The organism is Deinococcus aetherius, from assembly GCF_025997855.1.
Classification (GTDB): Bacteria; Deinococcota; Deinococci; order Deinococcales; family Deinococcaceae; genus Deinococcus; species Deinococcus aetherius.
The window spans coordinates 1448461-1466176 of the sequence record NZ_AP026560.1; the positions used below are offsets into that span (position 1 = coordinate 1448461).

A 17716-nucleotide genomic window follows, 5' to 3' on the forward strand; every position below is an offset into this window, starting at 1 on the left:
TTTAACCACCGCGTAACCGACCCCGGGCAAGCTCTGGGCATGAACAGAAACCTTTCCCTGCTGGCCCTGACAGGCACGCTCGCCCTCGGAGCGTTCGCGGGTTTTGAATTGTCGGAGCGGACGAACGCGCAGACCTCGCTCGTGCCGACCGCCGTGACCCGGACGGCGACACCTTCCTCCTCCGGGCCCTCCTCTCCCGTCTACGACTCGGGCCGCGCCCGCACCGAGTCGGAGGCGAACACCGTGCAGGTCGTCAAGGGGCGCCAGGACGGCCTCGTCTACATCAGCGTGACCGAGAACGCGAGCGGCCCCCAGGCCGAACCCGGCCAGCGCCCGCAAGACCAGTTCGGGTTCGACATTCCCGGCCTCCCGGAAGGCGGGTCAGACGGTGGGCCCAGCGGCGTGCAGCAGGGCACCGGCAGCGGCTTCTTCGTGAACTCGCAGGGCGACATCATCACCAACAACCACGTCGTCGAGGGGGCCAGCGAGATCACTATCCGCCTTCACGGCAACAAGCAGACCTACAAGGCGCGGGTGATCGGCCGCGCCCCCGACTTCGACCTCGCCCTCATCCGCGCGGAGGGGGTGCCGCGTGACGCCGTCAAGCCCATCCCGCTCGGCGACTCCTCGCAGCTCGACGTGGGCCTCAAGGCCATCGCCATGGGCGCCCCCTTCGGCCTGGACTTCAGCGTCTCGGAGGGCATCATCTCCAGCCTGGAGCGCACGGTGCCCGTCGGCACCAAGGGCGTGAGCCAGAGCGTGATCCAGACGGACGCGGCGATCAACCCCGGCAACTCGGGCGGCCCCCTGCTGAACAGCGCCGGGCAGGTCATCGGCGTGAACACCCAGATTCTCACGGGCGGCAGCGGCCAGAGCGCGGGCGTGGGCTTCGCCATCCCCGTGAACACCGTCAAACGCATGCTCCCCCAACTCCGGGCGGGCGGTGAATTGCGCACCCCCACCCTCGGCATCCAGTTCACCGACCTCAGCGCCCTCTCGCCCGACGAGCGCCAGCGGCTGAACCTCCCGGCGACGGGCGCCCTGGTGCAGCAGGTCTATCCCGGCAGCCCGGCGGCGGAGGCAGGGCTGAGGGGCAGCGCCCAGCCCACCGCGAACGATCAGACTCAGGATTTCCAGGGGCAGGGCGGCCAGGGTGAGCCCCAGAGTGCCGGCGGCGGCGACATCATCACCGCCGTGGACGGCCAGCCGGTGAGCGAGGGCGACGACCTGCGCCGGGCGATCATCGCCAAGCGCATCGGCGACCCCGTGCGCCTGACCGTCCAGCGCGACGGGCAGACCCGCGAGGTCACGGTGAACCTCCAGGCGTTCGACATCCCGGGCGCGCAGCAGCAGTAACAAAGACACGACCGGCCCCGGACGGCACGCGCACCGTATCCGGGGCCGGTTCGACTTGCTCCCTCAGCCCTTCACGCTGCCCGTCAGCGACGCGCCCTCGATGAAGTACTTCTGGAACACGAAGAAGATCACCACGACCGGCAGCAGCACGAGGACCGAGGCGGCCATCAGGAGTTGCCACTGGGTGTCGTTGGCCGAGCGGAAGGTCGCCAGCCCCACCTGGAGGGGGTAGAGCCGCTCGTCGTTGAGGTAGAGCAGGGGGTTCACGTAGTCGTTCCAGGTGCCGTCGAAGGTGAAGATGGCGACCGTGGCGAGGGCCGGGGTCGCCAGCGGCAGCACCACCCGCGCCCAGATCCACAGCTCGTTCGCCCCGTCCACCCGCGCGGCCTCCAGCAGTTCATTCGGGATGCCCAGAAAGTACTGCCGAAGCAGGAAGGTGAAGAAAGCGCCCGCGAAGAAGCTCGGCACGATCAGGGGCAGGTAGGTGTTGATCCAGCCCAGCTTGCTGAACAGCACGTACTGGGGCACCATCGTCACCAGCCCGGGAATCATCATCGTCGAGAGCAGCACCAGGAAGAGGAAGTCGCGCCCCGGGAAGCGCAGCTTGGCGAACCCGTACGCCGCCAGAGAACAGGAGAGCACGGTGCCGAAGGAGACGCTGAGGGCGTAGAGCAGGCTGTTGATGGCGTAGCGGGTGAAGGGCGCACTCGCCCACGCCTTCGCGTAGTTCCCCCACACGACCGGGTTGGGAATCCAGCGCGGCGGGTATTCGAGCACCTGTGCGTCCTGCTTGAGCGAGGTCGAGACCATCCACAGTGCCGGATAGAGGATCAGCAGGGACAGCCCGATCAGGGCGGCGAGGGCGAGCAGGCGGCCGAGCAGCGCACCTCCCAGTCGAGGGCGGGGCCCTCCCGTCCTGAGCGGGCGCACCTGCACCTGGGGACGGGTCAGCGCCACCTCAGCGCACCTCCCCCTCGTAGTGGACCCAGCGTTTCGAGAGCCATAGTTGCACGCCCGTGATCGCCAGCGTGATCAGCAGCAGAATCCACGCCATCGCCGAGGCGTAGCCCATCCTCAGGTCGGTGAAGGCCGTCTGCCAGATGTAGAGCCCATAAAAGAGCGTGCTGTCGCTCGGCCCACCCTTGGTAAGCACCAGCGACTCCGACCAGAACTGCATGGCGGCCGAGATGCCTGTGATGAGCTTGAAGAAGATCACCGGCGAGATCAGCGGCACCGTCACCGCCCAGAACTGCCGCACGGGGGAGGCCCCGTCGATCTGCGCCGACTCGTACAGGTCGCGCGGCACGCCTTTCAAGGCGGCCAGGTAGAACATGAAGCTTCCCGCCGCAGTCCACATGCTCATGATGATGAGGGCGGGCTTGGACCACACCGGATCGCCGAACCACAGTGGCAGGTTGTTCTCGTTCACTCCCAGGCGGTACAGGGCCGTGTTGATCAGCCCCACCTGCGGGTTGAACACCCACAGCCACAGCAGCAGCACCGCCACGCCCGTCAGCACCTTGGGCAGGAAGAAGATGGTGCGGAAGAGGCGCTGGCCCGGCACCTGCTGATTGAGCAGCGTGGCGATCAGGAGCCCGGTGGCGATTCCCAGCGGCACGGCGAAGGTGGCGTAATAGGCGGTGTTGCCCAGCGCCTTCCAGAAGCGGGAGTCCTGGGTGAAGAGCCCCACGTAATTCCGCACCCCCACCCAGTCGAAGCGCGAGGTGATGTCGTAGTTGGTGAAGCTGGTGTAGAGCGAGAAGAGCATCGGCCCCAGCACGAAGGCGAGGAAGCCGATCAGCCACGGGGCGATAAAGAGATACCCCCACAGCGCCTCCCGCTGGCGACCGTTGAGGCCCCGGCGGCGGGGGCGGAAGATGGGGGCGGGGGCGGCGCGGCTCATGGCCGGGCGTCCCTCGTCGGGGAGTGCGTCATCCAGAGACCTCCTCAGCGGCAACCGGGCGAAGCGGGGCCACCCGCCTCACCCGGCCGGAAGCGGACTTACTTGTTGCTGTTGACGAGCCGCTGGACCTGCCCCTGCGCCCCCTCCAGCGCCTGCCTCGGGTCCTGGCCCCGATACACGGCGTCCTCGACGGCCTTGTCGAGCAGGCTACCGTAGCTGGGGGCGTAGGGCGGGGCCGAGCTGACCACCGTGTACTTCATGTTCGCCGACATCAGGCGGAAGGCAGGGGTGGTCACGCTCAGAGAGGCGTTCTTCGCCCCGGGGAAGTCGTTCTGCTCCTGCGCCCAGATGCGCGCCCCCTCGGTCGCCATCCAGCGGGCGAAGGCGAACGCCTCCCTGGGGTGCTTCGAGCCGACCGGGATTTCGAGATTGAAGCCGCCGCCCGAGGACGTGCCCGGCCCCGGCTGGCCCGTCGGGGTGGGGATGCGGACCATGCCGTAGTTCAGGTTCGGCGCGTACTTCTTCAGCGTCGCCGCGTACCCGCCGATGTCGATGATCATGCCCAGCTTGCCCGAGATGAAGGGGTCCTGGGCCCCGCTGCCGAAGGAACTCTTGAACGCCTGCACGTTGCGGGCCCCCAGGCGGTCGGTCCAGTCCTTGATCCAGGTCAGCGTCTTCACGGCCGCCGGGTTGGTGAAGCGCGGGTTCACCATCTCCTCGTCCCACATGCTGCCGCCCGCGTTCGCCACCCAGCTCTCCAGCCCGAAGCTGCCGTAGAGGGGATGGAAGCCGATGCGGCTGTAGACCGGCCCGGTCTTCTTGTCGAGCCGCTTCGCGTACGCCTCCAGCTCGTCCCAGGTCGCCGGCGGCTTGTTCGGGTTGAGGCCAGCCTCCTTGAAGAGGTCCTTGTTGTAGTACAGGAAGCGGGTGTCCGTCACGAAGGGCAGGCCGTACTGGGCGCCCTTGTAGGTCGCCGTGGCCCAGAGGTTCGGGTAGAACTGACTCTTCAGCTTCTCCGCCCCCAGCGGGCTGAGGTTGGTCGCCTGGTTCTTCGCGGCCCGCAGCGGCGTCGTGCGGATGTCGATCACCACCACGTCCGGCGGGTTCTTCGCGGCGATAGCGGCCAGCGTCTTCGTCGGGAGCTGGTCGAAGGGCACGAAGGTGTACTTCACCTGGATATTCGGGTTCTTCTTGTTCCAGGTGTCGATGATCCGGTTGATGGTGGGGCGGCGCTGCTCGGAGCCCCAGTGGGCCCACAGGTCGAGGGTCACCGCCTGCGCGCCCGCCTGGCCGAGCAGGGCGGCCGTAGTCAGAAGCAGAATGTTTTTCATGTCGAACCTCGTCGGAGTCAGCAAGTTCGGGCGTCGGAAGGAGCGGCCCCGCCTCTTTCCGGCCGACCACTCACCGCCCGCGCCTCGTCTGACCCGAGTATGGTAGCGGAGGGCGCCACAGTCCCGCTACGCGCTCATTCTTTACAACACGTCCCGTAACGAGGGCCTACGGCGCGGCGCAGGTTCCCCGGTCGCCACACAGGCCCAGTACAGCAGCAGTGCACCGACCCCCACCACCGGCCACAATGACGTGAACCACCACCCCAGCCCCGCGAGGAAAAGGGGCGGCAGCGCGCACAGGTGGCTGTAGGCGGGGTAAGCCAGCACGATGCTCACTGCCTCGGTCAGGGCCCGGCGAAGCGGCACGCCCTCGGCAAGCGCGTCGAGGAAAAAGGGTTGCAGAGCCAACCAGAACCAGGCCAGATAGACACCCAGGACCGCCGTGAGGGTGCCGGTCAGGGTGCCGGGCCGTGCTTTCCAAAGCTCCACATCGGCGTACAGGACGAAGAGCAGCAGCGCGTTCAGCGCCGCCCACCCGGTCCCCGGCCACCACAGCCGCCGCCCGAAGCGGGGAAGCGAGGTGTACGGCTCCTCGGGAACCGACGCGCCCTCCTGCCGCTCGTCCTCGACCTCCAGCACCGCCCGCCGCAGCCAGGCGTAGGCGGTCAGAGTGGTAGCCCCCAGCGTCAGCAGCGGCCAAGAGGCGACGAGCCACAGCACGTTCACCACGATCAATCGCGGGAGATTGTGCCAGAGGCGGGCCGTTGCCACACGCCACACAAGCACCGCTCCCCGCATGGGGGGCAGGATAGCGTCGGTCTCAAGAGGTGCCTCTAACTCACCACCGTCCCCGCCCCGCCCAGCGCAGCGCTCACCGGCTGCCCCGCCCGCGCGTCCCCGAAGATCACCCGCTTCACGCCGCCCTGGACGGCCTCGGCAGCCCCCAGCACCTTCTTCTTCATGCGGTCCTGGGCGAATTCCAGATAGCTCTCCACATCGTTCGCCGCAATCTCGTGGATCAGGCTGCTCTCGTCCGGGTAGCTCCGCAGCAGGCCGGGCACGTTGGAGAGCAGAAGCAGCGCGTCGGCTTTCAGGGCGACGGCCAGCGCGGCGGCGGCGCGGTCGCCGTCCACGTTGATCGCCACGCCCTCGTAGCTCGCGGCGGGGGGGGTCAGGACGGGGAGGTAGCCCGCGCCCAGCAGCAGATTCACGAGGTCCACGTTCACCCGCTCGACCGTGCCCGTGTGGTCGCCGCGCAGCACCCGGACCTTGCCGTTCTCGACCGCCCGCACGGAGTCCTTATGGCGGCCCTCGAAGATGCGCCCGTCGAGTCCCGAGAGCCCCACCGCGTTCACCTCGAGGCGCTGGAGCCGCTCGACGATGCCTTTGTTCATCTTGCCGCAGTACACCATCTCGAAGATTTCGAGGGTCGCGCGGTCGGTGAAGCGCGAGGTGTAGCCGCTCGGGCTCGTCACGAAGCGCGGCGGGTGTCCCAGCGCCTCGGCGATCCGGTTCGTCTCCCCGCTGCCCCCGTGGACGAGGACGAGGCGCTCGCCCTCCTTCCACCGGACGGCGAGGTCGGCGCACACGGCGTCGTAGTCGATTCCGGCGCTTCCACCCACCTTGACGACGATCATGCCCGGGAAGGTAGCACGCGGTCAGAACGTGCCTCCGGCAGGTGGTCTGAACACCCTCACCCCGCCGTCGCCGCCCGGCGCACGGCCAGCCTCAAGCCGGCGACGAGCAGCGCCGCCCCGACGAGCGCCGCGAAGACCGCCCCCGCCGTGAAGGCGTGACTCACGTCGTCGCCGCGCACAAAGGGCCGCGCGAGCAGCGGCGAGAGGAACTGCCCCAGGAAGATGCTCGCCGACAGCCCGCTCATCACCCGCCCGCGAGCGTGGGCCGGGGCCAGGCCCGCCAGGAAGGTCGTGAGGTTCGGGGTGACCAGGCCCGCGCCCGCCCCGCCGATCATCAGACCGGGGACGACCCACCCGGCCCCGGGGGCGAGGCTCACCACCGTCCACCCGGTCGCCATCGCCAGGATGCTCAGGCCCGCCGTCAGGGTCGGGGTGCGGGTGCCGCCCCGCCGTGAGAACCACAGCGCCGCAAGCGCCCCCGACAGGGTGCTGATGCCCATGACGAAACCGACCTGTGCCGGGGCCACCCCCAGTCCTTCCAGTCGGTAGGGAAGCTGCGTGGGCATCAGGTAGAAGACCACCATGTACCCCAGCGCCACCGCGTAGGCCGGGAGGACCCAGCGCCACGGCACCCGCTCGGCGGCGGCCTCGGCGCTCCTCGCCCCCGTCGTCTCCCCGCGCGGCAGCCGCAGGGCCAGCGGCACGATGAGCAGGGCGGCGAGGTACACCGCGAAGGGGGCGCGCCACCCCACGCCCGCCAGCAGCCCGCCCAGCGGCAGGAAAATCACCCCGCCGAGGCTGGTGAAGGCACTCTGCAACCCCAGGAAGCGCGCCCGCGCCTCCCCCGCGAAGAGGTCCGCCACGAGCGCCGACCCCGCCGTCGTCGTCGCCCCTACCGCCAGACCTAGGAAGACCCGACCGAGCATGAGGGTGGTCAGGTCCGGCGCGTAGAGCCCGCTCGACCCGGCGAGGGCGTAGAGCAGCATCGCCACGACGAGGACCGGACGCCGCCCGATCCGGTCCGTGACGTACCCGCTGATGGGTGCACTTACGGCGATGGCGAGACCCACCACCGTCACGGTCAGGCGCACGAGGACGTCGGCGTTCGGCAAGCCCGCGAAATGCGCCTGCATGGCGGGCAGCGAGGGCGCGATGGTCGCCCCGCTCATGATGGTGAGGGTGGCGGTGAAGAGCAGCGTCAGCCGAGTGACCAGGGGCACGGGCGGGGAAAGGGGGGAGGAGACCGTCATGCCCCGAGGTTGCGCCCAACGTGCGGGCGCAAACGTGCGTTTCCTCCCCAGGAACAGAAGCGCTTACACCTACAGCCCAAAGACGCCCCGCTGCCCCGGCTGCACGAGGTCCACGTACTCGCGGTGTTCACGGATAAAGGCCGCCACGAAGGGGCACATGGGCACGACCTGTCGCCCCTGGGCGCGGGCGTCGTCGAGCGCCGCGCGGACGAGGGTGCTTCCCAGCCCCTGCCCCTCGTGTCCCTCCTCGATCTCGGTGTGCGTGAACATCAGCGCGGGCCCTGCCGGGCGGTACTCGGCGATCCCCACGACGTTGCCGTCCAGGCGGAGTTCGTAACGACGTTCGGCCTCGTTGTTGGTCACCTGCGTGTCGTCGCTCATGGCTCAGGGTACAGCCCCGGGTCCAGAAAGGGGACGGCGGCGAACGCCACCCCCTGCCGCCACACGTCCGCCCGCGTCACCAGCCCCCGGCTGAGCGCGCCGAAACTCCCCACGCCCCGGTTCACGTCCACCGTGCCCAGCAGCTCGTCCATGACCCGGCCCAGCTCCTCGCCCGCCCGCACCCGCGCCGCGACCCCGGGGGGCAGCCGCATCTCCGCCGTGCGCGCGACCTCCACCCGATCCCCGCGCGCCACCGCGACGAAGCCGAAGAGCCGGGCCTCCTCTCTCTCGAAGGTCACGCCGCCCTCCAGCCCGACGCCCCAGTCTGCGCCGACGAGGGCCGCCCGCGCCCGGTTGACCGCCCCCTCGCGCGTCTGCGCCTCCCCGACGGGTTGCCCCGGCACGCCGCTGGGCACGTCCACCCCCTCCACCTCGGCGTCCGGCCACCACGCGCCGAACACCTCGCGCACCGGCCGCACCTTCGCGGGGTTCAGGCTGCCCACCCGCACCCTCATTCCGCGTCCACCGGCCAGTCCCCGAGGACTCTGCGCAGCAGGGCCACCTGCCCCCAGTGGTAGGCGTTGTGCGCGGCGAGGTCGGTGAGCACGTCCCGCGCCCGCTCGGAGGGGTCCCCCGCCAGCGCCTGCGCCTCGGCGAGTTCGAGGGTGAGTTCGTCCAGCAGGTGCCGCCACGCCGCCCCGGTGATGGGTGCGCCCGGCCACACGTCGAGCCCTTCCGGCCACGCCTGGGTGCGGCCCGAGGCGAGGTCGAGGCTGGCGCGTCCGGTGACGGCGAGGTGGGCGAGCACGGCGGCGAGGGTGTACGGCACGCCGGGCACGGTTCGGGAGGCGGCCTCCAGGGTGAGCCCTTCGAGCAGACGGGACGGCTCGCGGAAGGCGGCCCCGCCTGCCAGGGAGGCTTGCAACAGGTTCATGGGCCCCAGCCTAGCCTGCCCCCGCGTCTCAAGGGACCCCCAAGGCCGCGTTTCGGGAGCGTAAAGGGGGCGGGCCGTCTTTCGGGTATTTCTGTCGGGGCGGGGGCCGACACTACGGGGCAGAGGACGGGAGACGCCGATGTTCAGTTCCGACACCACGCCCATCGAGATTCTGCTCGTCGAGGACACCGAGGCCGACATCCTCCTGACCGAGGAGGCCTTCGCGGCGGCGGGCATCGCCAACCGCCTGCACGTCGTCCGCGACGGGGTCGAGGCCCTCGCCTTCCTGCGCCAGGAGGGCAGGTACGCAGGCGCCCCCCGCCCCGACGTGATCCTCCTCGACATCAACATGCCGCGCATGAACGGCCTCGAACTCCTCGCCGTCCTCAAGCGCGATCCTACCCTCATGACCATCCCGGTCATCATCCTCACGACCAGCCAGGCCGAGGAGGACATCCTGCGGTCGTACCAGGCCCACGCCGCGAGCTACGTCGTCAAACCCATCGACTTCGGCCGCTTCTACGAGGCGATCCAGGCCCTCGGCCGCTACATGCTGACCATCGTGCGGGTGCCGCCGCCGGGGTAAGCGGGGGCGAGACCATGCTTCACGGCGCCAGGAGGAACCGGACGGTCTCGTCCCGCATCTTCTGGCTCGTGTAGTGGCCCACTCCTGGAAATACGGCCTCGCGGAAGGTTTCGGGGCAACCCGCCCGCGCGTACGCCTCGCGGTAGGCGGCGGCGGTCGGAACGTGGTGGGCGGCGAGGGGAAAGGCCGGGTCCACGTCCCCACTCGCCAGCAGGAGGGGCGTGGGCGGGGCGTCCCCCGCGTGATCGAGCGGGCGGTGGGCGTCCAGGAAGGCGCGCAGTTCCGGCCTCCGCACCTCCGGCTCGTGCCAGATGCCAGAGGAGATCAAGGCCGCCGCCCGTCTCACCCGTTTCTGGGTACGGGCGAGGGTCTGCGTCACGTACCCGCCCATGCTCGACCCGGTGACGGAGACAGGGACCGGGCCGAACAACTCTGCCAGGGCGTCCAGCAGGGACGGGGCCTCCGCGACCGTGCGCCGCACGCTCTCCCAGACGTACTCGCGGGCGTTGAGTTCAGGGGGCGTGTCCCCCAGCCGCTCACCGTGGAGCGCCGCGTCCGGGATGACGACGGCCCAGCCGTGCGTCGTCAGGGCGGAATACACGCCCAGCTTCCCCTCCTTCGCCGCCCAGGCGCCGTGATAGGTGAGGCACACGGCCCGCACGTCGGCCAGTTCCGCAGGTCGTTCGATCAGGACGGGGACGCCCGCCAGCACCCGCCGCTCGACCAGGTACGGCGTACCCTCGTGCGTCGGCGTGGCGTGTGGGTCGGCGGGGTTGAAGGTTCGCTCGGTCATGCGGGCTCCAGTCGCGCCGCCCGTCCGTCCCTGTCCAGCGCCCAAACGTCGGGATTGCGGAGGTTCGCCCACCCCTCGAAGTCGAGCCCCAGCGCGAGGGCGAGCAGATTGCCGTGGGTGACGACGGCGGTGAGGCCGTACGGATCACGGGCATCGGCGAGGGCGGTCAGGACGCGCGTCCGTGCCAGCGTGCCCGACTCACCCCCGGCGAGCATGAGTTCGGCATCCGCGAAACTGGCCCGCAGGTGGGTCATCCAGTCGGGCAGGTCGGCGCCGCTCAGCACCCGCTCCGTCAACCGCCCGTCCGTCTCGACCGTCAGCCCCAGCCGCTCCGCCAGGGGACCCACCGTGTCCACCGCCCGCCTCCACGGACTGCTCACGATGCGGGTGATGCCCAGATCGGCCAGCGTTTCCGCGAGCCGAGCCGCCTGAGCCTCGCCCTCGGAAGTCAGCGGTGCGTCCGGTGCTTGCCCCGTCGCCTTCGCGTGGCGGATGAGGAGCAGCGTTCCCGCCGCGATCTTCGGCTGATCGCTGACCGCCCCCCTCACACGTTCCCCCCCAGCCGCCGCATCTCCGCTTGCAGGGCCGCCACGTCCACGCAGCGCACCCGGCCCCCGTGCTCCCGCGCCGACCACGCCGCCGCGATCCCCGCCGCCTCGCCCATCGTGTGACAGTTCTGCTGCACCCGGATCGCCGACTGCGCCTCGAAGGTGCTCGACGCCGAGCGGCCCGGCACGAGGAGGTTGGTGATCCCCTGCGGCACGATGGAGCGGTAGGGAATCTCGTGGTAGGCGTCAGGGGCGAAGTACGGCGCCTTTCCCTCCCGCTCGTGCAGGAGGTGGGCCCCCGCCTTCACCGAGTGGATGTCCACCGGGTAGTGGTTGCGGCAGATCGAGTCCTCGAAGCGGCGGCAGTCGAGGATGTCCTCCAGGGTCAGCGTGTATTCCCCAACGATGCGCCGTGTCTCGCGCACCCCCACCATCGGGGCGACGGTGCCGATGTAGGCCGACTCGCACCCCTTCAGGTAACGGCGGCAGAACGCGGTCAGCCGGTCTATCGCCGCCCGCCCGTCCGTCTGCGCCGCGCTGAGGTGCCAGGGGTCCGCCCCGTCGTTGAGGTCCGCCCGGATGCGCGGGCAGTTGAAGCTGATCTCGCCGGGCCGCCCCGGCACGCTGAACCCCTGGAAGTAGTCGCCGTCGCGCTCCAGCAGCACGCCGGAGTCCACCGCCTCCCGGAAGAGGGGTTCGAGGGTGGACTTCTTGCCCCACACCATCCAGAAGTGCAGGAAGCTGGGGCCCGTCTGCCCCTGCCCGTGGGCGTTCAGGAAGGCGCACAGCCGCCCCGTGTCCACCCCCGCGAGCGTGAAGCGCAGGCTCATCGCCTGGTGGATGCCCTCCTCGTCGCCCGCGTGGAAGGGAACGTCCGCCCCCACGGCCACGTCCGCGTCCCCTGTGGAGTCGATGAACACGCCCGCGTGAAGGGCCTGCAATCCCCCCTTGTTGTGGACGACGAGCGCGGTGATCCGCCCCACCTCCACGAGCGGCTGGACGACATGCGTGTGGTACAGCACCTCACCGCCCGACTCCAGCAGCATCTCCTCCAGCACGAACTTCATGCCCTCGGGGTTGAACCAGTTGTCGTTGCCGCCGGGGTCGGTCGCCCCGTCGCCCCGCGCGTGCAGTCTCGCCTTGAGTTCGTCCGTCAGCCCCCGGTTGAGGTTCCGCCCCGCCGAGACGTTGCGCATCAGCGGCGTCACCCACGCGTTCGTCCCCGTGCCGCCCAGGCTGCCCTGCGCCTCCACGACGAGCACGCGCGCCCCGGCCCGCGCGGCGGCGATGCCCGCGATGGCGCCAGCGGTGCCGCCCCCGGCGACGAGGACATCCCAGGTGCGGGGTTCGGTGTGGTAGGGGAGAGTCACTGGACGTTGACCTTGCCCCATAACTTGCCGTTGACGATGACCTCGAAGGGGCCGACGCGGGCGGGCGTACCGGGATCGGCGTAGACCTTCGTCTCGTTCTTCACGGTTGCAGAACAGGCCACACCGACCAGAACGCTGCCGCGCGTGGTCAACGTCAGGCGGCTGGCCGTTCGCTGCGCGCTGAAGCCGTCGAACGTCCCGCACCCCAGCCCGACCGTCACCGTGACGTTCATGGCCTCGGTCGCCCTTACGCTCGCCGGGAACTGCACGTCCGCGACCCCCGGGCTGTTCGGGGCCCTGATAAGTCCGCAGGCGCTTAGTGGCAGAGCGAGGGCTGTGGCGACGAGCATTTTTCTCACGCCCTTATCCTGCCACTCTCCCCGCTGTCGAACGTCCGGGCGTGCCAACGCTCTTGCTCCCCCCGCAATCATCCGATCACCGGACCTCGACCTTGCCCCACGACTTCCCATTGACGATGACCTCGAAGGGGCTGGTGCGGGTGGGGGTGCCGGGGTCGGTGTAGGACAGGGTGCTCTCGGTGTAGACGGCGGGGCACACTGCCCCATAGTTGGTCTTGGTCGCCTCGGCCTTCAGGGTGAGGGTTTGAGCCGTCCGGGACACCAGGGTCAGGCGGTGGTTCGTGTCCTCGCACGATCCCATACCAACCCGCACATCCACCTGCATAGGCGCCGTCGGGGAAACGGTGGCAGGAAGAGTGACGTTGACGACGCCCAGGGTGACGGGGCGAGGTATCCCCAGAAGTCCGCACCCACCGAGGGGCAGCGCGAGAAGCAGCACGGCGGCCAATCCCATTTTCCTCATTCGCCCATCCTGCCATCCCCGGCCCTGTCCCACAGCCGCATTTGCCTCACCCCTTCACCGCTCCCTCGATCCCCTTCATGAAGTACCGCTGCCCGAAGGCGAAGATCACCAGGATGGGGAGGACGGTGATGACCGCCCCCGCCATCACGGCGCGAGAGTTCGTGCTGAAGGTGCCCGAGAGTTCCAGCAGGCCCGCCGAGAGCGGCATCAGGTTCTTGTCGGGCAGCATGATTCTCGCCCACAGGAACGAGTTCCAGTACGCGACGAACTCCAGAATCGAGAAGGCCACGATGGTCGGCAGCGCGAGCGGCAGCATGATCCTCCGCCAGATCGTCAGCTCCCTCGCACCGTCGATGCGCGCGGCCTCGATGAGTTCGGTGGGGACACCCAGGTACGCCTGCCGCAGCAGGAAGAGGCCCACGATGCTCGCCACTCCTGGCAGCACGACCGCTGCGTACTGCCGCGCCGCGTCCAGCACCGGGTTCGTCTGCTGGAGGAGCCCCAGCTTGATCGTCGTGATGTAGTTGACGATCAGCCCCGCCTCGTTGGGCAGCACCATGAGGACCAGGATCGCGTAGAAGATCAGGTCCCGCCCCGGAAACCGCATTTTGGCAAGCGGGTACGCGGCGAGCGAGGCCAACGTGACCGTCAGCGTGACCCCCAACGTGCAGATGATCAGGCTGTTGACGATCAGGCGCCAGAACGGCACCGTCGTCCCCCGGAAGACCTCGATGTAGTTGCGCAGGCTGAGCCCCCTGGGCAGCAGCTTCGCCTCGTAGATGCTCCCGCTTGGCTCCAGGCTGGTGATGAGGGTCCAGTAGAAGGGGTAGAGCAGGATCAAGGCGATCACGACGAGCACCGCGTAGGCGAGCGTGTTCCACAGCAGGTCCTTGCGCCGCCTCCTGGCCTTGATCTCGCTGAGGGTCGGACTGACGGCCGACGGCTGACGGCTGACCGCTTCCTTAAGCATCGGCCTTCCCCCCCCGCGTCAGCTTGAAGTTGATGAAGCCGAACAGGATGCTGATCACCGCGATGATCAGCCCGGCAGCGGCGGCGAGCCCGTACTGGAAGTCCACGAAGGCCCGCGAGTAGGTGAAAAAGAGCGCCGTGTACGTGCTTCCGGCGGGACCGCCCTGCGTCATCACGTAGATCTCCTCGAAGACCTTGATCGCGCTGATCGTCGAGAGCAGGCTGCACACCAGGATGGTCGGCCTGAGCCCCGGCAGCGTCACGTTGGTAAAGACCTGCCAGCGGGTCGCCCCGTCGATCACGGCGGCCTCCTCCAGCTCCCGGCTAATCGCCTGCAAGCCCGCCAGGTACAGCACCATGTAGTACCCGATGCCCTTCCACAGGGTCACGAACATCACCGCGTAGAGGGCCGTGGCGGGATTGTTGAGCAGGCTGCCGCGCGCCTCCAGGCCCAGGAACCTCAGCACGGCGCTCACGGGCCCGTCCTGCTGGTACATCCACGTCCAGATCAGTCCCACCACCGCGAAACTCGTCACGACCGGCACGTAGTACGCCGTGCGGAAAAAGCCAATGCCTCTGAGGGGCCGGTTGACGAGCATGGCGACCGCGATGCTCAGGAACTGGATGACCGGCACGACCAGGATGTACTTCAGGCTGTTTCTGAGCCCTGCCCAGAACTGCGAGTCGGCGGCGAGGGTGCGGAAGTTCTCCAGCCCCACCCACTCGGGCGGGCTGATGATGTTGTACTTGGTGAAGGCCAGGTACGTGCCGAAGAACACCGGCCAGGTGTGGTACAGGACGAGCAGGATCAGGAAGGGCAGCATGAAGGCGTAGGCGATCAGGGTACTGCGCACGGTGACACGCGCCCCCTGCGCGCCCCGGACATGCTGTGCCCGCCGCGACTCCCGCCCCTTAGTGGTGGTCATGCCCGGCAGTCTACGGGGCGGGAGCCCATGAAGGAATGAAAAATCGGCCCTTCACAGAGAGCCGGTCGTGGTGAGGCTGGGGCTCAGCGGCCGTCGCCGTCCTGCGCCTCGCGCTTGCCCTCGTTGTAATTCGCGTGCGCCTCGGCGTTGTGGACCTCGGCCTTGGCGCGGTCCTCGGTCGCCTGGGCCTTGTCCATCATGTTGTCGGCGGTGCCCCCGAAGTTGCTGGCGACATCGTGCGCGGCGGCGCGGGCACGGTCGGCCCCCTCGTTCAGCTTGGCCTTGGCGGCGTCGGCCAGGTTGCCCAGCGTGCTCTTGTCATCACTCATGCGTTGACCTCCTGTGCGTGGATTCCCAGGTTGGGTACTCGGAGGATGCGCCGCCAAGCGCGACCGTGGGTGAGGTCGGCCTTGGGGGTCGCGTCACCCTTTCCAGGCGGCTCCTTGATGCTCCGGGGGTCTCAATCCTCTGCGAAAACTTGGACCGTGTGTACCCACCCCGGGTGACAGAACGGACATTCCCCCCGTCGGGGGTGGGGGAGTAGAGTTGGGCCGTCATGACGAACACCCAGCAGCACGTCAAGGTGCCCACCCAGGGCGAGAAGATCACCATGCAGGAGGGGAAACTCCAGGTGCCCGCTCATCCCATCATCCCGTTCGTGGAGGGGGACGGCACCGGGCCCGACATCTGGCGTGCGTCCGTGCGGGTGCTCGACGCGGCGGTGGAGGCGGCCTACGGCGGCGAGCGCAGGATCGAGTGGCTGGAGGTCTACGCGGGCGAGAAGAGCGTGCAGGTCTACGGCGAGGGCGAGTGGCTCCCGCAGGAGACCGTGGACGCCTTCGACGAGTACCTCGTCGGCATCAAGGGCCCCCTCACCACGCCCGTCGGCGGCGGCATCCGCTCGATCAACGTGGCCCTGCGGCAGGAACTCGACCTCTACGCCTGCGTGCGCCCGGTGCAGTACTTCGAGGGCGTGCCCAGCCCCCTCAAGCGGCCAGGTGACGTGAACATGGTGATCTTCCGCGAGAACACGGAGGACATCTACGCCGGAATCGAGTACCGGGCGGGCACCCCCGAGGCGGCCAAGGTGCGGGACTTCCTGATGAACGAGATGGGGGTGACCAAGATTCGCTTCCCCGAGACCTCCGCCTTCGGGGTCAAGCCCGTGTCCAGGGAGGGCACCGAGCGTCTGGTGCGCGCCGCCATCCAGTACGCTGTCGACAACGGGCGCAAGAACGTGTCGCTGGTCCACAAGGGCAACATCATGAAGTTCACGGAAGGTGCCTTCCGCGACTGGGGCTATGAACTCGCCAAGCGTGAATTCGGCGCGGTGGAACTCGACGGCGGGCCGTGGCTCAAGCTCCCCAACGGCATCGTCATCAAGGACGTGATCGCCGACAACTTCCTCCAGCAGATTCTCCTGCGCCCCACCGAGTACGACGTGATCGCCACCCTGAATCTCAACGGCGACTACATCTCGGACGCCCTCGCCGCCGAGGTGGGCGGCATCGGTATCGCCCCCGGCGCGAACATCAACTACGTGACGGGCCACGCCGTCTTCGAGGCGACCCACGGCACGGCGCCCAAGTACGCGGGCAAGGACGTGATCAACCCCTCCTCGGTGATCCTCTCCGGCGAGATGATGCTGCGCTACATGGGCTGGACGGAGGCCGCCGACCTGATCCTCAGGGGTCTCGACCAGACCATCCAGCAGAAGGTCGTCACCTACGACTTCGCCCGCAACATGGAAGGCGCGACCGAGGTCAAGACCAGCCAGTTCGCGGACAAGATCATCGAGAACATGCGGAACGCCTGAAGTTCGGGACGTGGAGGGCAGAGGTCAGCGTTGGCCTCTGCCCCCTGTTTTTTGCTGAGGGCTGACCCCTGCCCGCTGATCGCTCTATCCTTCCCCCATGACCCGCCTCCTCCTCGCCCTCGCGGGTGTCCTCCTGCTCGCCGTCGTCGCGCTCACGCTGGTCTGGCTCGCCGGGCAACTGCTCGTGGGCCTGGGCTCGTTCGTCGTGGGGACGGCGGGCATCCTCGGGCGACTCCTGGGCTACCTGTTGGGAACGGGCCTGCTTGCGGGGCTGGCCTACTTCCTGGCGAGCGCGTGGCGACCGACGAAGGGGACGCGTTCTTGACCGCCGCCGACCGTTTCCTGGGACGCGCGGACGCCTATGCCCAGGGACGGCCCTCTTACCCGGCCTCGCTCGCCGCATGGTTAGCGGAACGGGGGCTGCTGGGTGGCACGGTCGCGGACGTGGGCGCGGGCACAGGCCTCTTCACCCGCCTGCTCCTCGCCCACGGCGCGCGAGTGGTCGCCGTCGAACCCAACCCCGAGATGCGCGCCCAGCTTGCGGCGGGACTCGCCGGGGAGGTCGAGGCGGGTCGCCTGACCGTGCAGCCGGGCTCGTCCGAGGGGACCGGCCTGCCCGACGCCTCCGTTTCCCTCGTCACCGCCGCGCAGGCCGCCCACTGGTTCACGCCCGCCCCAACGGTGGAGGAGTTCCGCCGCATCCTGACTCCAGTCGGCAAGGTCCTCCTCGTCTGGAACGACTGGCGGGGCGAGGAGGCGACCTTCAACCGCGCCTACGGAGCCGTGGTCAAAAACTTTCTCGCCCCCGGCACCCCCGACCTCGCCACCCGCGTGCCCGAGGACGAGCTTCCCCAGTTCCTCCCCGGCGGCTTCGAGCGCGTCACCTTCGAGAATCCCCTGACCCTCACCCGCGAGCGGCTGCACGCTCTCGCTGGAAGCGTGAGTTACCTGCCGTCGCCGAGTGATGCGGCGTACCCGGAGATGACGCGGGCCCTCGACGCAGTGTTCAGCGCGCACCAGCAAGACGGCACCGTCACCCTGATGTACCGCACGCACGCCTTCCTGGGCGGGGTGGATGCCTCTACCCGGTGATT

22 protein-coding genes are annotated in these 17716 nt (G+C 68.9%); 5 read left to right on the forward strand and 17 right to left on the reverse strand.

Annotation, left to right across the window (positions count from 1 at the left end):
- The first annotated feature begins 39 nt into the window (after positions 1-39).
- Entirely contained in the window at positions 40-1356 is a 1317-nt protein-coding gene (locus DAETH_RS07250; RefSeq protein WP_264777240.1) for a S1C family serine protease, read from the forward strand.
- A 63-nt stretch (positions 1357-1419) separates the two neighbouring features.
- Here the strand turns inward: DAETH_RS07250 and DAETH_RS07255 are convergent, their stop codons facing one another.
- The 9 genes from DAETH_RS07255 to DAETH_RS07295 all read right to left on the reverse strand — a co-directional run bounded on the left by DAETH_RS07255 (position 1420) and on the right by DAETH_RS07295 (position 8792).
- Complete coding sequence (locus tag DAETH_RS07255) at positions 1420-2313, reverse strand: carbohydrate ABC transporter permease (RefSeq protein WP_264777241.1); 894 nt, start codon at positions 2311-2313, stop codon at positions 1420-1422.
- Position 2314: 1 nt separating this feature from the next.
- Positions 2315-3259: a carbohydrate ABC transporter permease gene (locus DAETH_RS07260; RefSeq protein WP_264777242.1), complete on the reverse strand. Its 945-nt coding sequence runs from the start codon at positions 3257-3259 to the stop codon at positions 2315-2317.
- Between the two features lie 98 nt (positions 3260-3357).
- Positions 3358-4590 carry an ABC transporter substrate-binding protein gene (locus DAETH_RS07265; RefSeq protein ID WP_264777243.1) on the reverse strand — a complete coding sequence of 411 codons (1233 nt, stop codon included), beginning with the start codon at positions 4588-4590 and terminating at the stop codon, positions 3358-3360.
- Between the two features lie 141 nt (positions 4591-4731).
- Entirely contained in the window at positions 4732-5388 is a 657-nt protein-coding gene (locus DAETH_RS07270; RefSeq protein ID WP_264777244.1) for a hypothetical protein, read from the reverse strand.
- 35 nt (positions 5389-5423) lie between these two features.
- Entirely contained in the window at positions 5424-6227 is an 804-nt protein-coding gene (locus DAETH_RS07275) for a [LysW]-aminoadipate kinase (RefSeq protein ID WP_264777245.1), read from the reverse strand.
- Positions 6228-6283: 56 nt separating this feature from the next.
- The gene (locus DAETH_RS07280) at positions 6284-7477 is read right to left on the reverse strand and encodes an MFS transporter (protein ID WP_264777246.1); all 1194 of its coding nucleotides are present in this window, start codon (positions 7475-7477) and stop codon (positions 6284-6286) included.
- 69 nt (positions 7478-7546) lie between these two features.
- Positions 7547-7858 carry a GNAT family N-acetyltransferase gene (locus tag DAETH_RS07285; RefSeq protein WP_264777247.1) on the reverse strand — a complete coding sequence of 104 codons (312 nt, stop codon included), beginning with the start codon at positions 7856-7858 and terminating at the stop codon, positions 7547-7549.
- Complete coding sequence (yjjX, locus tag DAETH_RS07290) at positions 7855-8373, reverse strand: inosine/xanthosine triphosphatase (RefSeq protein ID WP_264777248.1); 519 nt, start codon at positions 8371-8373, stop codon at positions 7855-7857. The genes DAETH_RS07285 and yjjX overlap by 4 nt, the downstream gene beginning before the upstream one ends.
- Complete coding sequence (locus DAETH_RS07295) at positions 8370-8792, reverse strand: DinB family protein (protein ID WP_264777249.1); 423 nt, start codon at positions 8790-8792, stop codon at positions 8370-8372. Before DAETH_RS07295 ends, yjjX begins: the two co-directional genes overlap by 4 nt.
- Before the next feature lie 139 nt (positions 8793-8931).
- On the opposite strand from DAETH_RS07295, the gene DAETH_RS07300 reads away from it, so the two are divergent.
- Entirely contained in the window at positions 8932-9378 is a 447-nt protein-coding gene (locus tag DAETH_RS07300; RefSeq protein WP_264777250.1) for a response regulator, read from the forward strand.
- Positions 9379-9397: 19 nt separating this feature from the next.
- Here DAETH_RS07300 and DAETH_RS07305 read toward each other — a convergent pair whose 3' ends face one another.
- The 8 genes from DAETH_RS07305 to DAETH_RS07340 all read right to left on the reverse strand — a co-directional run bounded on the left by DAETH_RS07305 (position 9398) and on the right by DAETH_RS07340 (position 15135).
- Entirely contained in the window at positions 9398-10171 is a 774-nt protein-coding gene (locus DAETH_RS07305; RefSeq protein WP_264777251.1) for an alpha/beta hydrolase family protein, read from the reverse strand.
- Positions 10168-10719 (reverse strand): histidine phosphatase family protein, encoded by a 552-nt coding sequence (locus DAETH_RS07310; protein ID WP_264777252.1) that lies wholly within the window; start codon positions 10717-10719, stop codon positions 10168-10170. Before DAETH_RS07310 ends, DAETH_RS07305 begins: the two co-directional genes overlap by 4 nt.
- Positions 10716-12089, reverse strand: coding sequence for an FAD-dependent oxidoreductase (locus DAETH_RS07315; protein WP_264777253.1), 1374 nt, complete (start codon positions 12087-12089; stop codon positions 10716-10718). The genes DAETH_RS07310 and DAETH_RS07315 overlap by 4 nt, the downstream gene beginning before the upstream one ends.
- Positions 12086-12448, reverse strand: coding sequence for a hypothetical protein (locus DAETH_RS07320; RefSeq protein WP_264777254.1), 363 nt, complete (start codon positions 12446-12448; stop codon positions 12086-12088). Before DAETH_RS07320 ends, DAETH_RS07315 begins: the two co-directional genes overlap by 4 nt.
- 76 nt (positions 12449-12524) lie before the next feature.
- Positions 12525-12911 (reverse strand): hypothetical protein, encoded by a 387-nt coding sequence (locus tag DAETH_RS07325; protein WP_264777255.1) that lies wholly within the window; start codon positions 12909-12911, stop codon positions 12525-12527.
- Between the two features lie 46 nt (positions 12912-12957).
- The gene (locus tag DAETH_RS07330; protein WP_264777256.1) at positions 12958-13881 is read right to left on the reverse strand and encodes a carbohydrate ABC transporter permease; all 924 of its coding nucleotides are present in this window, start codon (positions 13879-13881) and stop codon (positions 12958-12960) included.
- Positions 13874-14806, reverse strand: coding sequence for a carbohydrate ABC transporter permease (locus DAETH_RS07335; protein ID WP_264777257.1), 933 nt, complete (start codon positions 14804-14806; stop codon positions 13874-13876). The genes DAETH_RS07330 and DAETH_RS07335 overlap by 8 nt, the downstream gene beginning before the upstream one ends.
- An 83-nt stretch (positions 14807-14889) precedes the next feature.
- The gene (locus DAETH_RS07340) at positions 14890-15135 is read right to left on the reverse strand and encodes a hypothetical protein (RefSeq protein ID WP_264777258.1); all 246 of its coding nucleotides are present in this window, start codon (positions 15133-15135) and stop codon (positions 14890-14892) included.
- 227 nt (positions 15136-15362) lie between these two features.
- On the opposite strand from DAETH_RS07340, the gene icd reads away from it, so the two are divergent.
- From icd to DAETH_RS07355, 3 genes are all read left to right on the forward strand, one after another.
- The gene (icd, locus tag DAETH_RS07345) at positions 15363-16622 is read left to right on the forward strand and encodes an NADP-dependent isocitrate dehydrogenase (RefSeq protein WP_264777259.1); all 1260 of its coding nucleotides are present in this window, start codon (positions 15363-15365) and stop codon (positions 16620-16622) included.
- A gap of 97 nt (positions 16623-16719) precedes the next feature.
- On the forward strand, positions 16720-16947 hold the full coding sequence (locus tag DAETH_RS07350; RefSeq protein ID WP_264777260.1) for a hypothetical protein: 228 nt from the start codon (positions 16720-16722) through the stop codon (positions 16945-16947).
- Positions 16917-17714: a class I SAM-dependent methyltransferase gene (locus DAETH_RS07355; protein ID WP_264777261.1), complete on the forward strand. Its 798-nt coding sequence runs from the start codon at positions 16917-16919 to the stop codon at positions 17712-17714. Before DAETH_RS07350 ends, DAETH_RS07355 begins: the two co-directional genes overlap by 31 nt.
- The last annotated feature ends 2 nt before the right edge of the window (positions 17715-17716 follow it).